The 18,544-nt window shown below is 27.4% G+C and carries 13 protein-coding genes and 1 pseudogene; 3 read left to right on the top strand and 11 right to left on the bottom strand.

Annotated elements, in window-relative coordinates; translation table 11 throughout:
* Positions 1-7: 7 nt before the first annotated feature.
* The gene (sucC, locus tag H0H45_RS00245; RefSeq protein WP_185866631.1) at positions 8-1,231 is read right to left on the bottom strand and encodes an ADP-forming succinate--CoA ligase subunit beta; all 1,224 of its coding nucleotides are present in this window, start codon (positions 1,229-1,231) and stop codon (positions 8-10) included.
* 104 nt (positions 1,232-1,335) lie between these two features.
* Here sucC and H0H45_RS00240 point away from each other — a divergent pair.
* The 3 genes and pseudogenes from H0H45_RS00240 to H0H45_RS00230 all read left to right on the top strand — a co-directional run bounded on the left by H0H45_RS00240 (position 1,336) and on the right by H0H45_RS00230 (position 3,241).
* Positions 1,336-2,009: pseudogene (locus H0H45_RS00240) on the top strand (ABC transporter ATP-binding protein).
* 13 nt (positions 2,010-2,022) lie between these two features.
* Positions 2,023-2,682 (top strand): alpha/beta hydrolase, encoded by a 660-nt coding sequence (locus H0H45_RS00235; protein WP_185866630.1) that lies wholly within the window; start codon positions 2,023-2,025, stop codon positions 2,680-2,682.
* Positions 2,683-2,686: 4 nt separating this feature from the next.
* Complete coding sequence (locus H0H45_RS00230) at positions 2,687-3,241, top strand: hypothetical protein (RefSeq protein WP_185866629.1); 555 nt, start codon at positions 2,687-2,689, stop codon at positions 3,239-3,241.
* 36 nt (positions 3,242-3,277) lie between these two features.
* Here the strand turns inward: H0H45_RS00230 and odhB are convergent, their stop codons facing one another.
* From odhB to H0H45_RS00180, 10 genes are all read right to left on the bottom strand, one after another.
* The gene (odhB, locus tag H0H45_RS00225) at positions 3,278-4,510 is read right to left on the bottom strand and encodes a 2-oxoglutarate dehydrogenase complex dihydrolipoyllysine-residue succinyltransferase (RefSeq protein ID WP_185866628.1); all 1,233 of its coding nucleotides are present in this window, start codon (positions 4,508-4,510) and stop codon (positions 3,278-3,280) included.
* A 19-nt stretch (positions 4,511-4,529) separates the two neighbouring features.
* The gene (locus tag H0H45_RS00220) at positions 4,530-7,298 is read right to left on the bottom strand and encodes a 2-oxoglutarate dehydrogenase E1 component (RefSeq protein WP_185866627.1); all 2,769 of its coding nucleotides are present in this window, start codon (positions 7,296-7,298) and stop codon (positions 4,530-4,532) included.
* A 48-nt stretch (positions 7,299-7,346) separates the two neighbouring features.
* Entirely contained in the window at positions 7,347-10,010 is a 2,664-nt protein-coding gene (gene alaS / locus H0H45_RS00215) for an alanine--tRNA ligase (RefSeq protein ID WP_185866626.1), read from the bottom strand.
* 3 nt (positions 10,011-10,013) lie between these two features.
* On the bottom strand, positions 10,014-10,814 hold the full coding sequence (locus H0H45_RS00210; RefSeq protein WP_185866625.1) for a lysophospholipid acyltransferase family protein: 801 nt from the start codon (positions 10,812-10,814) through the stop codon (positions 10,014-10,016).
* 10 nt (positions 10,815-10,824) lie between these two features.
* The gene (ccsA, locus tag H0H45_RS00205) at positions 10,825-13,962 is read right to left on the bottom strand and encodes a cytochrome c biogenesis protein CcsA (protein ID WP_185866624.1); all 3,138 of its coding nucleotides are present in this window, start codon (positions 13,960-13,962) and stop codon (positions 10,825-10,827) included.
* A gap of 49 nt (positions 13,963-14,011) precedes the next feature.
* Positions 14,012-14,776: an MBL fold metallo-hydrolase gene (locus H0H45_RS00200; protein ID WP_185866623.1), complete on the bottom strand. Its 765-nt coding sequence runs from the start codon at positions 14,774-14,776 to the stop codon at positions 14,012-14,014.
* A 16-nt stretch (positions 14,777-14,792) separates the two neighbouring features.
* Complete coding sequence (gene recA, locus H0H45_RS00195; protein WP_185866622.1) at positions 14,793-15,794, bottom strand: recombinase RecA; 1,002 nt, start codon at positions 15,792-15,794, stop codon at positions 14,793-14,795.
* A gap of 59 nt (positions 15,795-15,853) precedes the next feature.
* On the bottom strand, positions 15,854-16,939 hold the full coding sequence (locus H0H45_RS00190) for a lytic transglycosylase domain-containing protein (RefSeq protein ID WP_185866621.1): 1,086 nt from the start codon (positions 16,937-16,939) through the stop codon (positions 15,854-15,856).
* Between the two features lie 54 nt (positions 16,940-16,993).
* Complete coding sequence (locus H0H45_RS00185; RefSeq protein ID WP_185859925.1) at positions 16,994-17,176, bottom strand: Sec-independent protein translocase subunit TatA/TatB; 183 nt, start codon at positions 17,174-17,176, stop codon at positions 16,994-16,996.
* 67 nt (positions 17,177-17,243) lie between these two features.
* Positions 17,244-18,257 carry a sugar phosphate nucleotidyltransferase gene (locus tag H0H45_RS00180; RefSeq protein ID WP_185866620.1) on the bottom strand — a complete coding sequence of 338 codons (1,014 nt, stop codon included), beginning with the start codon at positions 18,255-18,257 and terminating at the stop codon, positions 17,244-17,246.
* Positions 18,258-18,544 lie beyond the last annotated feature (287 nt).

The following is an 18,544-nucleotide window of genomic DNA, read 5'->3' as shown; positions in this document are numbered from 1 at the left end:
TATATATCTAACTTCTTAAAATTTTTTTTATTTTATCTGCTGCCTCTTTTAAAGTGGACGTATAATAAATAGGCAATTGACTATTTTCAAGTCTTTTTTTTGCGATTATTTCATTAGTCCCTTGTAAACGAACAATTACCGGTATTTTAATTTTATGATCAATGTTATAATAGGAGTTAATAATTCCCTCTGCAACCGTATCACAACGAACAATTCCTCCAAAAATATTTATTAATATAGTCTTCACAGATGGATCTTTCAATATAATTCGAAATGCTTTTTCAACACGCTCTTTATCAGCAGATCCTCCTATATCTAAGAAATTAGATGGATTTCCTCCACAAGATTTAATCATATCCATGGTAGCCATAGCTAATCCAGCTCCATTCACCATACATCCTACATTTCCTTCTAATTTTAAAAAATTTAATTTTGCTTCAAAAGCTTCTATTTCAATAGGATTCTCTTCTTTTTGATCACGAAAACTCGCATATTTTTTTTGACGAAACAATGCATTATCATCCAAAACCATCTTTGTGTCTACTGCTAAAATTTGATGATCAAAAGTTTGAATTAAAGGATTAATTTCCAATAATAAGGCATCACAAGACAAATAAGCCTTGTATAAAGAAATTAAAAAATTTCTGAAATTTTTTAATAAAACTTCCTCATTGAATCCTAAATCATATCCAATTTTTCTAACTTGAAATAATTGCAAACCCAAAAATGGATCGAGTTCTTCTAAAAAGATTTTATCTGGACATTTTTTAGATATATCTTCTATATCTATTCCTCCTTCTTTAGAATAGAGAATTACATTTTTTTCTATATCACGATTGACTAATATAGATAAATAATATTCTTTAGGAGGAAAAAAAGAATTTTTCATTTTCCTTCCTTTAGGAATAGAATAGACATCATCTGAAATGAGTACTTTTCGTACTAATTTTCCTGTTTTAGAAGTTTGTGGAGTAATCAAATATTTTCCTAAAAGATTTTTTGATTTTTCATATACTTCTTCCAAAGATTTGGCTATTTGTATCCCACCTCCTTTTCCGCGACCACCTGCATGTATTTGTGCTTTAATGACTAAAGAATTTTTATTAGTTTTTTTGAAGATTATTTTTGCAGCCTGAACTGCTTCTTCTGGAGTAGAAACCAAAACTCCATCAGGGATCTGAACAGAAAAAGATCTTAATATTTCCTTTCCTTGGAATTCATGTAAGTTCATTTAAAAAAAGTTTTTACAAGTAAATTTAAACTAAAATTCGTTTATTTTTGAAACGTTTTTTTTAGTTTTTTAACGAAAAGATTTCTAAATTTATAGAAAAATTTATGATTCAAGCTGAAAACATTTACAAATCTTTTGGAAAAAAAGAGATTTTGAGAGGAATCAATATTAGAGTGAAAAAAGGAAATATAGTATGCATATTAGGAGAATCTGGAGCTGGAAAAAGTACATTATTGCATATACTGGGAACTCTAGAAAAACCTACTTTCAAAAAAAAGGAAAAAACTGTTTTAAAAATAGATGGAGAAAATGTCCTATCCTTATCAGAAAAAAAACTTTCTATTATTAGAAATGAAAAAATAGGTTTTGTTTTTCAATCTCCTCAACTTCTTCCTGAATTTACCGCATTAGAAAATGTTTGTTTACCAAGATTCATAAAAATAAAAGATAGAGAACGTATAAAAAAAAAGCAAAAAAATTATTAAAAAAATTGCATCTTTCCCCATACGAAAATTCAAAACCTGAGGAATTGTCTGGAGGGCAAAAACAAAGATTATCAGTAGCAAGAGCATTAATTAATGATCCTAAAGTTATTTTTGCAGACGAGCCTTCCGGAAATCTAGATTTAAAAAATGCTAAAGATCTACACGATCTATTCTTTTTTCTAAGAGAAGAATTGGAACAAACTTTTTTAATTGTCACACACAATCTTCAATTAGCTAATATGTCAGATGAACAACTAAAAATAAAAAATGGAAAGGTAAATAAGATTCAGTAAAAAAATAAAAAAAATGTTTTCAAATAAACTTTCTATTAAACATATTATAAAAAAACCAATAAATAAAAAAGATTCTCCTCCTCTTTTTTTAATGATTCACGGATATGGAAGTAATGAAAAGGATCTTTTTTCCTTGCATAAGGATATTCCAGAAAAATTTTTTATAATCAGTATTCAAGGAATATATTCCATGAATAAAGAAAAATATTCATGGTATGAAATTGATTTTCAGGACAAAAAGAAATTTATAAATATTTCACAGGCTAAAGATACAATTGAAAAAATATCTTTTTTTATAGATGAAGCCATTGAAAAATATAAATTAAACAAAAATAAGGTATGGTTATGCGGATTTAGTCAAGGAGCTATTTTAAGTTATGCTATCGCTTTAAAAAAACCTAATCAAGTAAAAAGGGTTATAGCTTTAAGTGGTTATTTCGAGAAAAATCTTTTTCCAAAAGAAGAAATATGTGAAAATTCTTATGCAGATTTAAAATTTTTTATTTCTCATGGAAAATATGATACTGTTATTCCTATCCATTGGGTGAAAAAAGGTTTGTCTTTTCTTAAAAATCGTCAAATACTTTCTTTACACTATAAAGAATATAACTCTGGACATGTTCTATGCGATTCTAATTATCAGGATTTAATTCATTGGATTAAAAAACATTAAAATCATGAAAAAATCTACAAAAATAGTATTATTATTGATAATGATAATAGGGAGTCTTTATTTTTTTTTTCAAAAAGATTATTTCTATGGGATAATTTTGTTATTATTAAGTTTTTTTCCTGTTTTTTTTCTTTTCAGAAATGAATTTTTGTTATTGGCCTTTTTTAAAATAAAAAAAAGAGATATGAAAGGTTTAAAAAAATATTTGGAATATGTAAAAAATCCAAAATTACAACTAGTGAAAAGTCAACAAGCTTATTACTATTTTCTTTATGGAATCTTATATTCAGAATCTAATATACATCAGTCAGAAAACTATATGAAAAAGGCTCTAGATCTTGGATTAAAGTTTAAACAAAATATAGCTATAGCTAAATTAAATATAGCCATAGCTTCTTTATCAAAAGGAAATAAAAAAAAAGCTGAATTATTATTATTGGAAGCAAAAAAAACGGACATTCATGGTTTATTACATGAACAGATTCAGATCATAAAAATTCAGATGAAAAAAATGAACATAGGAAATAGACAAAATCCTTTTCTCAGAAAAAATTTTTAATATTTTTTTCATGAATCTAACTAAAGTTCCTATTTTTTATAATTCTAATATTCTATGAATATTATTTTCACTTCCTTCCATTAAAAATTTTATTGGATTTTCTATTGCTTCTTTTACAGAAACTAAAAATCCAACAGATTCTCTTCCATCAATAATTCTATGATCATAAGATAAAGCCAGATACATTACAGGACGTATTTTTATTGATCCATTAATAACCACAGGTCTTTCTACTACTTTATGAATTCCTAAAATAGCACTTTGTGGTGGATTTATTATTGGAGTAGAAAGAATCGACCCAAATACTCCGCCATTAGTGATGGTAAAAGTTCCACCCGTCATTTCATTTATCGTAATTTTTCCATTACGAACACGTGTAGATAATCTATGAATTTCCTTTTCTATTCCCAGAAAGGATAGATATTCAGCATTTTTAATAACAGGAACCATTAGTCCTTTAGGTCCAGATATAGCAATACTAATATCATAATATTCAAAATTAATCTTTTCTGATCCACTAATCATCGCATTAACATCTGGATATAATTTTAATGCTCTTACACAAGAGAGAGTAAAAAAAGACATGAAACCCAAATTCACTCCATGTTTTTCCTTAAAAATATTTTTATACTTTTTCCTTATAAGAAAAATTTCCTGCATATCCACTTCATTAAAAGTGGTCAACATGGCCGTTTGATTTTTTACAGACACCAATCTTTCAGAGAGTTTTCTTCTTAAAGAAGAAAGAGGAATAATTTTTTTTTCACGAGACTTGTAAGTAGGGGGACCATCTTCTACGATAGAAGAGGAAGAACTATCAATTGTAGTAAATTCATCAAGAATACAATCTTTTTTTGTAATTCTTCCCTGTTTTCCAGTTCCATGAATAAATTCTATGGAAATCTCTTTTTCTGATAAGATTTTTTTTGATGCTGGGGAAGGAATTTTTTTTATTATGTTCTGTTTTTTTTGTATTTCTTCTTCATGAGAATTTAACAATTTAGAATTGTCATTGTTGTAAATGGGTTTTTTTTTAGAAGTGTCTATAATACATAGAACTTCTCCAACTTGTATTCTTTTTCCTTTTTCTACCATTGAGGAAATAACCCCATTTTCTTCCGCAGAAATTTCTAAAGTAGCCTTATCTGAATCAATTTCAGCTATTACTTGATTTTTAGATACGTAATCTCCATCTTTAACCAACCATGAGGCGACCTCTACCTCTGTAATAGATTCTCCTGGAGAAGGAACCTTGACTTTGATTATCATATTTTTTTTAATTTTTTAACTATGAAAATGCCTTTTCCAACAGGTCATTTTGAATTTTCAAAAAATAGGGATAAGATCCTGTAGATGGACTAGGACTTTCAGATGGAGCAATTAATTTAAAAGGAATATCTTTTCCTATTTTTCTGAAAATAAAACTCCATAATCCCATATTTTCTGGTTCTTCTTGGACCCAAAAAATGCTTTTCTTGTTTTTATACTTATTAAATAATTCTTTAATTTTATCCTTTTTTAAAGGATATATTTGTTCTATACGAATTATAGCAGTTGTATCCTCTCTGAGGAATTCTTTTTTCTTTAGGAGATCATAATATATTTTTCCAGAGCAGAAAATCAATTTGGTAATTTTTTCAATATCTCCATCTCCCATATCCGAAGGATCATCCAAAATTTCTTGAAATTCTCCTTCAGAAAGTTCTTCCATTTTTGATAGACATTTCGGATGACGAAGCAAACTTTTAGGTGTAAAAACTATAAGCGGTTTCCTAAAATCTAATTTCATCTGTCGTCTTAAAAGATGATAAAAATTAGCTGGAGTGGTACAATTCACCACAAATAAATTATTATTAGCACAAAGTTGTAGATAACGTTCTACACGTGCAGAGGAATGCTCTGGACCTTGTCCTTCATATCCATGAGGAAGTAACATCACTATTCCATTTCTAATTTTCCACTTGTTTTCTCCAGAGGAAATATACTGATCTATAATAATTTGCCCTCCATTTCCAAAGTCACCAAATTGAGCTTCCCATATAGTTAAAGTATAGGGAGAATACATAGCATATCCATAATCAAATCCTAAAACTCCATATTCGGAAAGCGGAGAATTATACACTTGCATTTTTCCTTGCTCCATACAAATCCGATTCAACAGAATAATTTCTTCTTCTTCTTCTGTTTTTATAATAGCATGACGTTGAGAAAAAGTTCCTCTTCCTACATCTTCTCCTGATAAACGAATATGAAATCCTTCATATAAAATTGTTCCATAGGCTATTAATTCAGAAATACTCCAATCTACCAAATTTTTTTTTACCATTTCTAATCTTTGATTGAAAAGATGTTCTGTTTTTCTAAAAAATTTTTTCTTCTTAGGAAGAGTAAAAATCTTCTCAGAAATTTTTATAAGTTTTTCAATTGGAAATTGAGTATTTACTTTTTTAAAAATTTCATCTGTATTAGATACAATAGGAAAATTTTTCCATTCTTCTTCTAAAAAAGAATTTAGAACATTCCATTTAATATTTTTTGCTTCATTATATCCTCTATTAAGAATTTCTTCATATTCTTTTTCCATTTTTTTGATATCTCCTGTACTAATCAATCCCTCTTTTTCTAATTTTTCTTTATATAAATTATATGAATTCGGATGTTTGGAAATAGCTTTATATAAAGTTGGTTGAGTAAAACGAGGTTCATCCCCTTCGTTATGTCCATATTTTCTATATCCTAATAAGTCTATAAAAACATCTTCGTGATAACGCATCCTGAAATCTACTGCAAAATGAATGGCATGAATAACAGATTCTATATCATCTGCATTCACATGCAAAACGGGAGATAGTACTAGTTTTGCTATATCTGTACAATAAATGCTAGAACGACCTTCTGTATAATCCGTAGTGAACCCAATTTGATTGTTAATTACAATATGAAGAGTTCCTCCAGTTTGATAACCTTTCAATCTGGATAATTGGATGACTTCATAAACAATTCCTTGACCTGACAAAGCGGCATCTCCATGAATAAGAATAGGGATTATTTTTTCTGAATTACTATTCTGATGATAGTTAATGTCTATTTTTGAACGAGTAATTCCTTCTACAATAGAATCTACGGATTCTAGATGAGATGGATTTGGAACTAGACTCATTTTTATATATCGTCCTTGACGAGTTTTTCTAATTTTTGTAAAACCTAAATGATACTTCACATCACCAGAAAAGCTTTTTTCTTTATATTCTTTTCCCTGAAATTCGCTGAATATATGAGAATAGTTTTTTTTAAAAAAGTTAGAAAGTAGGTTTAAACGTCCTCTATGGGGCATTCCTATCACAAAATCTTCTGTGAAATATCTTTTGGAAGTATATTCCATCATTTCTTCCAATGCAGGTAATATAGATTCATTTCCTTCAATAGAAAATCTTTTTTGTCCCACAAATTTAGTATGAACAAAATTTTCAAAAGCAACTGCTTCATTTAATTTTCTCAGAAAAAATTTTTTCTTTTCCGCAGGAAATTCAAATTTTTCTTTTTGAAACCATTTTTCAATCCATTCAATTTTTTTAGGATCAGAAATGTACATGTATTCTATTCCTATTGAATTACAATAAATATTTTTGAGATAATTAATTATATTCCTTAAGGAATTTTTTCCGATTCCAATTATTTTTCCAGCTTCGAAATGAAGATCCAGCTCTTTTTCAGATAATCCAAAATTTTTTAAATCTAAAGAAGGATTATGTTTTCTTCTTTCTCGTATTGGATTTGTTCTGGTAAAGAAATGACCTCGTTTCCTATAATTTTGAATCAAATTATAAACTAAAAATTCTGTATGTACGGATGGTTTTTTGAGGAAATTATTAGGAATAGCAGGGAAAGTGTTTTTTTTTTCTTGAAAATATTGATAATTTTCTTCGTTAAAATCAAATCCATAAAAAAAAGCACACCAGCTAGGTTCTACTGAATTAGGATTTTCTTTATATTTTTTATAGAGAGTTTCTATATCTTTAAAATGAATGGTATTTAAAAACGAATATTTATCACTCATCTTATACAAAATTTTTCGCTAATTTAATAAACAATTTAACACAAACTATCAAAAAGATCTAAAATATTTTAGATATTCTTTGGTTTTCTTTAACACTAAATTTAATCCATTTTGATTACTCCCTATAGCCGTGGCAAAAAAAGATTTCCCCCAATATGTTCCATGAATGTCATCCGACATTTTACGTATAATTTGATTAGCATGAATATTTTTATTCTTGATAATATGATCGGAAATAGATATAAAAATTATTGGTTTTTTATCTTTGATAAATCCCACTATCATAAATAAATTAAATATTACATCTCGTAAATCTAAAATAGTTTTTTTTAAAAGATTAGGATCAAAATCCTTTTCTTCAAAAGAAATATCACATATATATGTAATAGAAGGCAATTGAATAGCTTTCAGAAGATATTCTTTTTTGAAAATTTTTATTTGTTGATATTGCAATTTTTCCAGTTCTATTTTTAGTTTTTTATTTTTTTTTTGTAAATTAATGAAGCTTTTTATCGTAGATTCTGTATTATTCATAATTTTTCTCAAAGATTTCTCTTGAAAATGAATAGACTTTAAATATTGAATGGCTTTTTCGTAAGTAAAAGCTTTTATTCTTCGTATTCCATGCGATACAGATAACTCAGAAAAAATGGAAAAAACTTGAATACATCCAGTATTCTTTACATGTGTTCCAACGCATAATTCAGAAGAATCACCAAATGTAATCCCACGTACTTCTTTTTCATATTTTTCGTAAAATATCCCACTATATCCTTTTTTGATTGCTTCTTGTAAAGGAAAAGATCGTTTTTCTTCTAAATGAAGATTTGAAAAAATTAATTTTTGAACCATTTCTTCTATTTTGAACAATTCTTCAACAGTTATTTTTTTCGGATGTGAAAAGTCAAAACGAAGGTAATCCTCTCCTACATAAGATCCTTTTTGTTGAATATGTTTTCCTAAAACTTTTTTCAGAGAAAAATGTAATAAATGAGTAGAGGTATGATTTTTTTCAATTTTTTTTCTTCTATTTTTATTTACAATAGCTTGAAAACGAGAATAAATATCTACAGGAAGCTTTCGAACAAGATGTATAATAATAGAATTTTCTTTTTTAGTTTGTTCAATGAAAATTTTTTCAAGATTATTTTTTATAAAACCAGTATCTCCTAATTGTCCCCCTCCTTCAGGATAAAAAGGTGTTTTTGAAAAAACTAATTCATAATAATGATTTTCCTTAATTTTATCCTCTATTTTTCTATATTGAATAATGAGGATATGACATTCTAGAAAATCATATCCTATAAAATTATTTTTTTCATGAAAAAACTGACTTTCATGAACTTTTACCCAGTCATTTTTTATGAGGATATTCTTCTTCTTGTGAGATTTTTCTTTTTGTGTTAATAATCTTTTTTCAAATGATTTTTCATCGATACATAAGTTACTTTTTTTTGCAAAAATTTTAGACAATTTTAATGGAAATCCATAAGTATCGTATAATTGAAATATACTCCTTCCATCAAGAACTTTTTGATTTTTTTCTTTAGCTTTTAGAATTATATGTTGAATCCTTTCATAACCTTTTTCAAGAACTTGAAAAAAAGAAAATTCTTCTTCCTTTATAACATTTTTTATGTAATCTTTTTTCTTTTCCAATTCAGGAAAAGAATTTTTCATTCTTCTAATTAAAGAATCCACAAATTTATAAACAAAAGGTTCTTTTTGATATAAAAAACGAGTCACATAGATAACTGCTCTTCTTAATAACCTTCTTATTACATACCCGGCTCCATTATTCGATGGTAATTGTCCATCGGAAATAGAAAAAACAAGAGCTCTTAAATGATCTGCGACAATGCGTATAGATATATCTTGGTTAAATTCTTCTTTATAAATTACTCCTAAAGATTCTTTTATGTCTTTAATTATTGGAAAAAATATATCCGTATCATAACTAGAAAATTTTCCTTGCAAAACCATACAGAGTCTTTCCAATCCCATTCCAGTATCTACATGTTTTGTAGAAAGTTTTTCTAAGGTTCCATCGGATTTTCTATAAAATTCTATAAAAACGAGGTTCCAAATTTCTATAACCTTAGGGTTTTTTTTGTTAATCAGATATTTACCAGGTATTTTTTCTTTTTCTTCTTTATTTCGAAGATCGATATGAATTTCAGAACAAGGACCGCAAGGACCTATAGATCCCATTTCCCAAAAATTTTCTTCTTTCCCAAAAAAAACAAGATTTTCTTTCTTTATAAAAGTTTTCCAATGTTGAAAAGTTTCTTTGTCCATAGATAGACCTTCTTTTTCATCTCCAATAAAAATGGATATATAAAGGTTGTTCTCTGGAATATTATATACTTTTGTTAAAAGTTCCCAAGCCCATTCTATGGTTTCTTTTCTAGAATAGTCTCCAAAAGACCAATTTCCTAACATCTCAAACATAGTATGATGATAGTTATCATGTCCAACATTTTCTAAATCATTGTGTTTTCCAGAAACTCTAAGACATTTTTGAACGTTTACAATTCGTGAATATTCCGGTTTTTTATGTCCTAAAAAATATTCTTTGAAAGGATTCATCCCTGCATTAATAAAAAAAAGTGTAGGATCGTCTTTTAAATAAATAGGAAAAGAGGAAATAATTTTGTGTTTCTTTTTTTGAAAAAAATCCAGAAAAGTATCTCTGATATATTCGTATTTCATGGTTTAACTGATTGTGATTGATTGGGTTTTATTTCTATATTTTGGAGATTGTTCTATAGCATCCATAATTTTTTCCATAATCATCTCAGTAGTATCATTTTTTAAATCCCATTTTATGGGAGCTTTAAAAATCATTTTTTGTAATACTCCCTTTTTTTTGATTCTAATTCCTTTTTTATCATAAGCTTTTTGAAATCCATCTAAAACAATAGGAACCACTATAGGGGTAAATTTTCTTATAACATGAACAATTCCTCTACGTCCAGGTGCAAAAGCTTTAGTAGTTCCTTGAGGAAAAGTAATTAACCATCCGTCATCTAAAGCAGTTCCCATACGAGTAATTTCAGATATATCTACTGACCTATTTATTCTTTTATTTCCCTCTCTCCATGTTCTCTTTACAGTAATGCCTCCTGAATAAGTAAACAATCTTGTAAGAAACCCCTTATTCATTGTTTCTTTCGCCGCTACATAATATAGATTAACTTTTGGATTTAAAAGATAAATAGGATTTTTGATTGTATTTATAAATCCATTTTTAACACTGCAAAATACATGAAACATAGCGAAAACATCTGCAAAATAAGTTTGATGATTAGAAACAAAAAGAACTCTTTTATCAGGAAGATCTTTAATGTATTCTGTTCCCTTTAATTGTAATTGATTAAATCCATTATAACGATTATAAGAAATACAACCAAAAGTGAAAATTAAAAAACGTTTTATAAAATGTAAATTTCCAAACGCATCTCTGAATAGGGTGCTTCCCTTTTTTTTAAAATGTTTTTTTACTACTTTTAACATGAAAGAATATTCATAACTTCTCTATTTTTTTCGTATTTGAATAATACGAAAGAATTGTAATGATTACTAAAATTAATAAACTAAAATAAATCCAAAAAGGAATAGAAAAAGGTTCTCCTCTAGCGTAAGAATGTAATCCGGATAGATAATAATTTACCCCAAAATAAGTCATGATAATGGAACTGATTGCTAAAATACTGGAAAGATTGAAAGAAAATCCGCCTATTATAGGAACTAAACGCATATGTAATACAAATGCGTAAACCATAATACTAATGAGTGACCAAGTTTCTTTTGGATCCCAACTCCAATAACGTCCCCAGCTATTGTTAGCCCAAACAGCTCCTAAAAAAGTTCCTATAGTTAACAAAAAAAGTCCTATAGTCAAACTCATCTCATTAATAATAGTTAATTTATCAATATGAATTTGAATTTTTTTCTGATACGTCATCCTAGAATGGACTCCTTTTAGGACATATAAAATTAGAACTAAAAACCCTAGAAAGGATCCTGTAAAGAAAAAACCATAACTTGCTGTTATTATAGCTACATGAATAATCAACCAGTGGGACTTTAAAACAGGAACAAGATTGGTTATTTCTGGATCCATTGTATCTCCATGTGCTATCATTAACAAAATAGATGCGATTAATGCTGTCACTCCTGATACAAATTGATTCCGATAAAATAAAAAACCTATCCCCACTAAACACCAACTAATGAAAATAGACGATTCATATCCATTGCTCCATGGAGCATGTCCTGAAATGTACCATCTAGAAATCAAACCCAAAAATTCAAAAAAAAATAGAATAGATAAAAGAAAAATGAAAATTTTTGAAATCCAATACAGGTATTTTTTTTGAGAAAAAATTCTTATAAAAGAAATTGTCAGGAGAATTACTCCAAATGAGGCATAAAAAAAAGGTAAAAAATAAAATATATTCAATCGATTATAAAGAATTTCTATCGAAATTTTTTTTTCTGAAGGTAAAATAGGTTTAGCATGCTTAATCTGATAGAATCGTATTTTTTTTATCTCATTATCTGCTATATTCCAATTTTTTTCGTTCTGTGCATGAAACAAAGATCTAAGATAATGGTTAAACATGGAAAATCCAATAGGATTTAAGTTTTCGGAATCTAATCTAACCCAACTAGACCATGTATGATTCATATCATTTGGAATAGGAAAAATACGAATATATCTTCCCTGAAAAAGCCCATGAATGATACCTATTCGTTCACTAAGATTAATAACCGCTTTGTCATATTCATTTCTTTGAATGGGATTTTTATAGAAAGCTTTTTCATAATCTTCTTGTAAAAGGAACTTTAATTTTGAGGTATGGGGATCTATCACGTATAGATCCATCATAGACACATAATTATCTTTATTTGCTTTTACTTTAGTCAACAACTTAAGTCCGCCTTTTTGATCTACTTTAATAAAAGGGATTTGTGTCCAAAAAATATTATCTTGATGTATAGATATAAACCATTGATTAGCATCTAAGTTTTCTATAGAACTTTTTTTATGTATTTTCCTGAGGAGTTCTAATGAAAGAGTATGAATTGGTTTTATTCTTCCCCTGTGATCTTGGACAAGTAAACGTCCAAATTTTTCGCCATGTTTTTTAGGAATGTGTATGTTATCAGATATGCTTTCTAAAGGAATTTTTTTGAATTTTTCATGAGAAAAAATAAAATTACCACTAATCCATAGTAAAAATATAGTAGAAATTTTAGATAATACTTTCAACTTTCTTTTAAGATAACTAAATCTAGTTCCTTTCCAAAATAAAGTAAGAAACATTCCAATACTCATGAAAAAATAACCTGTATATGATAAATTAGTCCCTAAATCGTCTTTACTTACAGAAAAGTGCGTTCCTTTTCCGTCTGGATCATATCCAGATTGAAAAAATCTATATCCTTTGTAATTCAAAACATGGTTCATATAAATAAAAAAATTTTTATTTTTATCCTTGTCCATTAATGTTACATGGCTAATAAAAAAAGATGGAAGTTCAGAACCTGGATAATTTTCTACCTGAAATTTATTTAATCGTAAAAAAAAAGGAAGATTGAATAAGATAGATCCATATCCTATAGAAATTTTGTGATTGTTGAACCAGATAGGATCACTCATATCCGTGATATTTTTTCCTCCTAAAAAAGTTACTAACTTAGATTTATTTTGAAACGATATTTTTGCCGTAATAGCATCCAAAAAATTAGAATTTTCATTATCACATGATTTTACATATTCTAATTTTCCTTTTATGATTCCTTCAGGAATAACCCAATACAGTTTTCCATTTTTTTTTCTATTCCTATTTTCTATTTCATATAAATGTCTTATTTTTAAAGGAGTATAAATATTTTTTAATAAAAAGGAAATTTTTTTATTCTTCATATTCATACTTTTTCCAAAAAAAGAAGATTTTACATAAAGTTGATTCTTTTTTTCTAAGATTTGAATTCCAAAAGGAATTTCTCTATTAAGAGAAAATACTATTCCATTAATTTTTATTGTTTCTCCATTTTTAAGAAAATTTTCCGTTCTTTCTTTTTCATTGGTTGAAACAATTTTTAGAATTTTTTCTTCTGAATTTTTTTTCGAAAGAATGACTTTTGCACAAGGAATATAGTTTACAATTTTTATTTTTAAAATATTTCCCTGAAAAAAAAATTTTCTTTTATATCCATGATGAAAAGAAGAAAAAATATAAGGATCTTGATAAAATCTTGTATGATTTCCTCTATTCACTTGCAATTTGATGTAATTTTTTCTAGAAAGAATTTCCCCCTTTTTCTCTCCTTCTCTTATAGACATCATTCCTTCAAAACTATAGTATCTGGAAATCATCCCTCCAATGAAAATAAATACAAATGATAAATGAAAAATCAATAAAGGAAATTTATTCTTTTTCCATAGTTGATATTTCCAGATGTTTCCCATTAAATTTATTACAAATAATAACAGAAGACTTTCAAACCATCCAGATTCATAAACGAATATCTTTGCTATATCTGTAGAATATTTTTTTTCTACGAAAGTTGCTATAGCCATAGAGAAAGCTAATAATAGAAACAAAATAGAAGTGATTCTTGTAGAAAAAAGAATATTTTTTAACGTTTGCATATTATTATTTTTTTCATAAAAAAACATAAAAAAAATTTCCGAACAGCAACTATTTAGTAATAATTAACTCATCATAAGCTAAATAAACATTTTTAGGTAATTGAATTTGTACTTCCTCATGAAATCCTAGTAAATGACTGATATGAGTTAAGTAAGTTCTTTTAGGATTAATTTCCTGAATCATTTTCAATGAATCTGACAAAGTAAAATGAGATGGATGTTTCGGAACTTTCCTTAATACATTTAAAACCAAAATATCTAATCCTTTTAATTTTTGTATCGTATGAAAAGGAATCCGGCTAGCATCTGTAATATATGCAAAATTTTCTATGCGAAAACCTAAAATAGGAAGAGGTCCATGCCATATAGATAAAGGAAAAACTTTAAAAGATTCTACAAAGAAAAAATTCGTATACCTATCCAATTCGTGGATAGAAATTTTTGAAGTATTTGATTTTCTATTTTCCGAAAAAATATAATAAAATCGTTTCTTCACACTTTCTAAAACACGACGCAATCCATAAACTGGAATAGGATTTTCCCCATTAATAGATCTTATCTCATCCAACCCACCTATGTGATCTTGATGTTCATGTGTAATCAAAATAGCGTCCAATTTTTTATGATTACTTCTTAACATTTGATAACGGAAATCTGGACTACAGTCTATCAGAAAAACTTTTTTTTCTTTTTCAATAAGAATAGAACTTCTAAGTCTTTTATCTTTTTGATTTTTAGAAAGACATACTGGATGTGTAGAACCAATAAGAGGAACCCCTTGTGAAGTTCCAGTGCCTAAAAAAGTAATTTTCATATTTTTTTAGAAGATTCTATTGAAGATACTGATTTATTATATTTTTTTGCATTTCATTGAGAATATTTTTTTTACCTTTTAAGAATTCTTTAACAGAATCCCGTCCTTGACCTAATTGAAGATCTCCATAACTGAACCAAGATCCATTTTTTTTAATAATTCCTAAATCTACTCCTAAATCTAGAATCTCTCCTATTTTAGAGATTCCTTCCCCATACAGAAGATCGAATTCTGCAGTTTTAAAAGGAGGAGAAAGTTTGTTTTTTACTACTTTTACTTTTGTTCTATTTCCTAAAATTTTTTCTCCATTTTTAATTTGATTTCCTTTTCGAATATCCAATCGGATGGAAGAATAAAATTTTAAAGCATTCCCACCGGTAGTGACTTCTGGATTCCCATATACTCCAATTTTTTCTCTTAATTGATTAATAAATATGAGAATGCTCTTAGATTTTCCGATACTAGAAGTCAACTTCCTCAAAGCTTGAGACATTAATCTTGCTTGTAATCCAATTTTTGAATCTCCCATTTCTCCTTCAATTTCACTCTTAGGTGTTAAAGCTGCTACGGAATCCACTACGATCATATCAATCACACCAGATCTTATTAAATTATCTACTATTTCAAGTGCTTGTTCTCCATTATCTGGTTGAGAAATGATTAATTCTTTAATATTTACTCCTATTTTTTGGGCATAAACGCAATCAAAAGCATGTTCCGCATCAATAAATCCTGCAAATCCTCCAATTTTCTGAGATTGTGTAATAGCATGTAAAGCTAAAGTAGTTTTTCCGGAAGATTCTGGTCCAAATATTTCTATAATACGACCTTTTGGAAATCCTTTTATACCTAAGGCAATATCCAATCCAATAGATCCAGAAGAAATAATTTCTAAGTTTTCTTTATGAGAATCCCCCATACGCATTACTGTTCCTTTTCCATAGATCTTATCCATTTTATCTAAGACAAGTCTCAATGCCATTTTTTTTTGTTCAAATCTTTCTTTTTTTTCATTCATAATTTTTAAATATTAAATCAACGGGATTCTACATAACTATTCCACACTTTAATCAAAAATTAATCTTTCTTTTTTGAAAAAAAACCTTCTCTTTCTCTCTCTTTAAAAAGAGAAATTTTGACTCTTGGTAATCTTATAAAAAATTTTTCTCCAATAGGAATAACATCTACAAGATATTGTGGATTGAGAAATCTCAAATCTTGATAGGAAATGTTTAATGCAGAAGATAAGGATCTTAAAGAAACTTTTTCTTTTATAGTGACTAATCCTGTCTCTTTATATTTAAGATGAAAATGTGGATAAGAGGGAATGTGATGTTCTTTGTAATAATTCATCACATAATTAATAGCAATGAATTTTGGAATATAATTTTTTGTCTCTTTTGGAAGAAATTCCCATAAGCTCCAAAAGTCTTTTTTTTCTTTATGACGTTGTATAATTTTTTCTATCGTTCCTGGTCCAGCATTATAGGCAGCTAAAACTAATTCCCAGTTCCCCATTTTATTATACAAGTGTTTAAAATATCTACAAGCCGCTTCTGTAGATTTAACAGGATCATTTCTGTCATCATAAATATGATTGATATTTAAATGATAAATTTTTCCTGTTTCAGACATAAATTGCCAAATCCCTTGAGCTCCAGCTTTAGATGTAATAGTGGGATTTAGATTGGATTCTATAATGGCAATATATTTTAATTCCTTAGGAATATGATAGGTTTCAAGTTTTTCTTCGAACATAGGAAAATAATAATCAGATAATGAAAGAATTTTTCCTATATATTTTCCCATACGAAGATAACTCTCTACAGATGCATGGATAATTGTGTTATACTTAAGTATTTTTATTTGAGATTTTTGATTAAGATGATTTATTCTTGATCTTAATTCCTCTGCTTCTATATTGGTAATAATGATATTTTTTTTCGGTGAAATTTTTCTTCCATATAAAGATTTTTTTTTCCAATTAAAAATTTTTTTCCATAGATTGTCTATATAAATGTGATTTAAATCGAATTTTTTAATAGGAGGATTTTTATAATAATTCATTACACTTTTTTCTTCCAAAAATGGTTTTGAGGCTGATTGTATGATCAGACTTTTTAAGATGAGTATAAAAAACATAATATTTCTTATTGTTTTCATTATTAGTTAGTAAAAAGTGCTAATAAATAAACAAACAGAAAATGAAAGAAAGTTCTATTCTTCTAAATTTTCGTTTTCAGAAGCCTTTCTAAACTCTTTCAATCCTGTACCTAATCCTTTCATTAATTCTGGTATTTTTTTACCCCCGAAAAGTAAAAGTGCAAGAATAACAATAACCACAATTTCTGTGGTTCCAAATGTTCCAAGTAGTATAGAAAAAATAACAAAAAAACCCATGAAGATGGAAATTTTATTCCAAATATAAAAAAATTATTTTAATCCGATTTATACAGAAATTTTTGAACTAAAAATTTAACATAGAATAATCTCCTAAGTTAACTTTTTTTGTTTTTCCTATATAAGAAGTGTGATTTCCAATCATAGAATTAGAAATATTTGCATATATAATTTTTGTATGATCTTGAATAATTGATTTTTCAATATTACTATTTTTTATTTTCGTAAATTTTCCTATTGATACATAAGGACCAATGAGGCTATTTTCAATAGTAGTATTCTCTCCTATAAAACAAGGTTTGATTATGACACTGTTTTTTATAATTGCTTTTTTGTGAATTAATTCTTCTTTTTTGGATTCAAGAGACAATATTTTAGAATTGGAAGAAATAATTTTTTTTGGATTTCCAAAATCCATCCATTTCTGAACTTCTTTACTAAAAAATGGAATCCCTTTCTTTCTCATATTTTCTAGAGCTGAGGTTAATTGATATTCTTTTTCATTTTTAATATTATGATCTAGTAGATATTGTAATTCTTGTTCTAAAAGAGAACTGTTTTTAAAATAATATATGCCGATAATAGCTAAATTAGATACATTGTTTTTTGGTTTTTCCATAAAATGAGTAATTAAACCTGAGGGATCACATTTTACAATTCCAAATAAGTGAGGATTTTGAACTCTTTTTGTCCAGATGAGATTATCTATTTTCGCATCTATTCGAAATTTTTCATGATGAAATAAAGTATCAGAAAAAGCAATAATTATAGGTCCATTTAAAGATTTTTTTGCCTTAAGTAATGCGTCCGCAGTTCCTAGTGGTTTTTCCTGATAATATATAACACCAGGGAGTCCTATCTCATTAGAAATTTTTATTAATTGTTTTTCTATTTTTTTTCCGAGATCTCCTATAATGAAAACTATTTCTTTTATAGAAAAAATTTCAATCAATCTAGAAAAACTTTCTATTAGTCTTTTCAAGATTGGTTTTCCTACTATAGGAATCAATGGTTTAGGAGTGTTTAAAGTATGTGGACGGAGACGGGTTCCTTCTCCTGCCATAGGAATTATGATTTTCATAATCAAATGAAATAAGTTAAATGAGATTAAGATCCATTTTATTTTATATTCCGGTACTTCCAAAACTATTTTCTCCTCTTATACTTTGATTGAGAATGGAGCATTTTTTCCATTGTATTTCATTTTTTTGATAAATTTCCATTATAGCTATTTTTTGATCAGGTTTAATGAGAATTGGTTTTAAAGAAAGGTTGATGAATACTATTTGTATTTCTGTGTAGATAGAACGGAGATTTTTTTTTTTTCAGAAAAATGAATCAAACAAATAGTAACAGTCTTTATTAATT

Source organism: Blattabacterium cuenoti (assembly GCF_014252095.1).
GTDB classification, from domain to species: domain Bacteria; phylum Bacteroidota; class Bacteroidia; order Flavobacteriales; family Blattabacteriaceae; genus Blattabacterium; species Blattabacterium cuenoti_F.
This window is presented reverse-complemented; position numbering and strand designations above follow the sequence as displayed.

Coding starts and splice junctions, on each gene's coding strand:
- sucC (WP_185866631.1), bottom strand. CDS start 1,231: ATGAACTTACATGAATTCCAAGGAAAGGAAATATTAAGATCTTTTTCT.
- H0H45_RS00235 (WP_185866630.1), top strand. CDS start 2,023: ATGTTTTCAAATAAACTTTCTATTAAACATATTATAAAAAAACCAATA.
- H0H45_RS00230 (WP_185866629.1), top strand. CDS start 2,687: ATGAAAAAATCTACAAAAATAGTATTATTATTGATAATGATAATAGGG.
- odhB (WP_185866628.1), bottom strand. CDS start 4,510: ATGATAATCAAAGTCAAGGTTCCTTCTCCAGGAGAATCTATTACAGAG.
- H0H45_RS00220 (WP_185866627.1), bottom strand. CDS start 7,298: ATGAGTGATAAATATTCGTTTTTAAATACCATTCATTTTAAAGATATA.
- alaS (WP_185866626.1), bottom strand. CDS start 10,010: ATGAAATACGAATATATCAGAGATACTTTTCTGGATTTTTTTCAAAAA.
- H0H45_RS00210 (WP_185866625.1), bottom strand. CDS start 10,814: ATGTTAAAAGTAGTAAAAAAACATTTTAAAAAAAAGGGAAGCACCCTA.
- ccsA (WP_185866624.1), bottom strand. CDS start 13,962: ATGCAAACGTTAAAAAATATTCTTTTTTCTACAAGAATCACTTCTATT.
- H0H45_RS00200 (WP_185866623.1), bottom strand. CDS start 14,776: ATGAAAATTACTTTTTTAGGCACTGGAACTTCACAAGGGGTTCCTCTT.
- recA (WP_185866622.1), bottom strand. CDS start 15,794: ATGAATGAAAAAAAAGAAAGATTTGAACAAAAAAAAATGGCATTGAGA.
- H0H45_RS00190 (WP_185866621.1), bottom strand. CDS start 16,939: ATGAAAACAATAAGAAATATTATGTTTTTTATACTCATCTTAAAAAGT.
- H0H45_RS00185 (WP_185859925.1), bottom strand. CDS start 17,176: ATGGGTTTTTTTGTTATTTTTTCTATACTACTTGGAACATTTGGAACC.
- H0H45_RS00180 (WP_185866620.1), bottom strand. CDS start 18,257: ATGAAAATCATAATTCCTATGGCAGGAGAAGGAACCCGTCTCCGTCCA.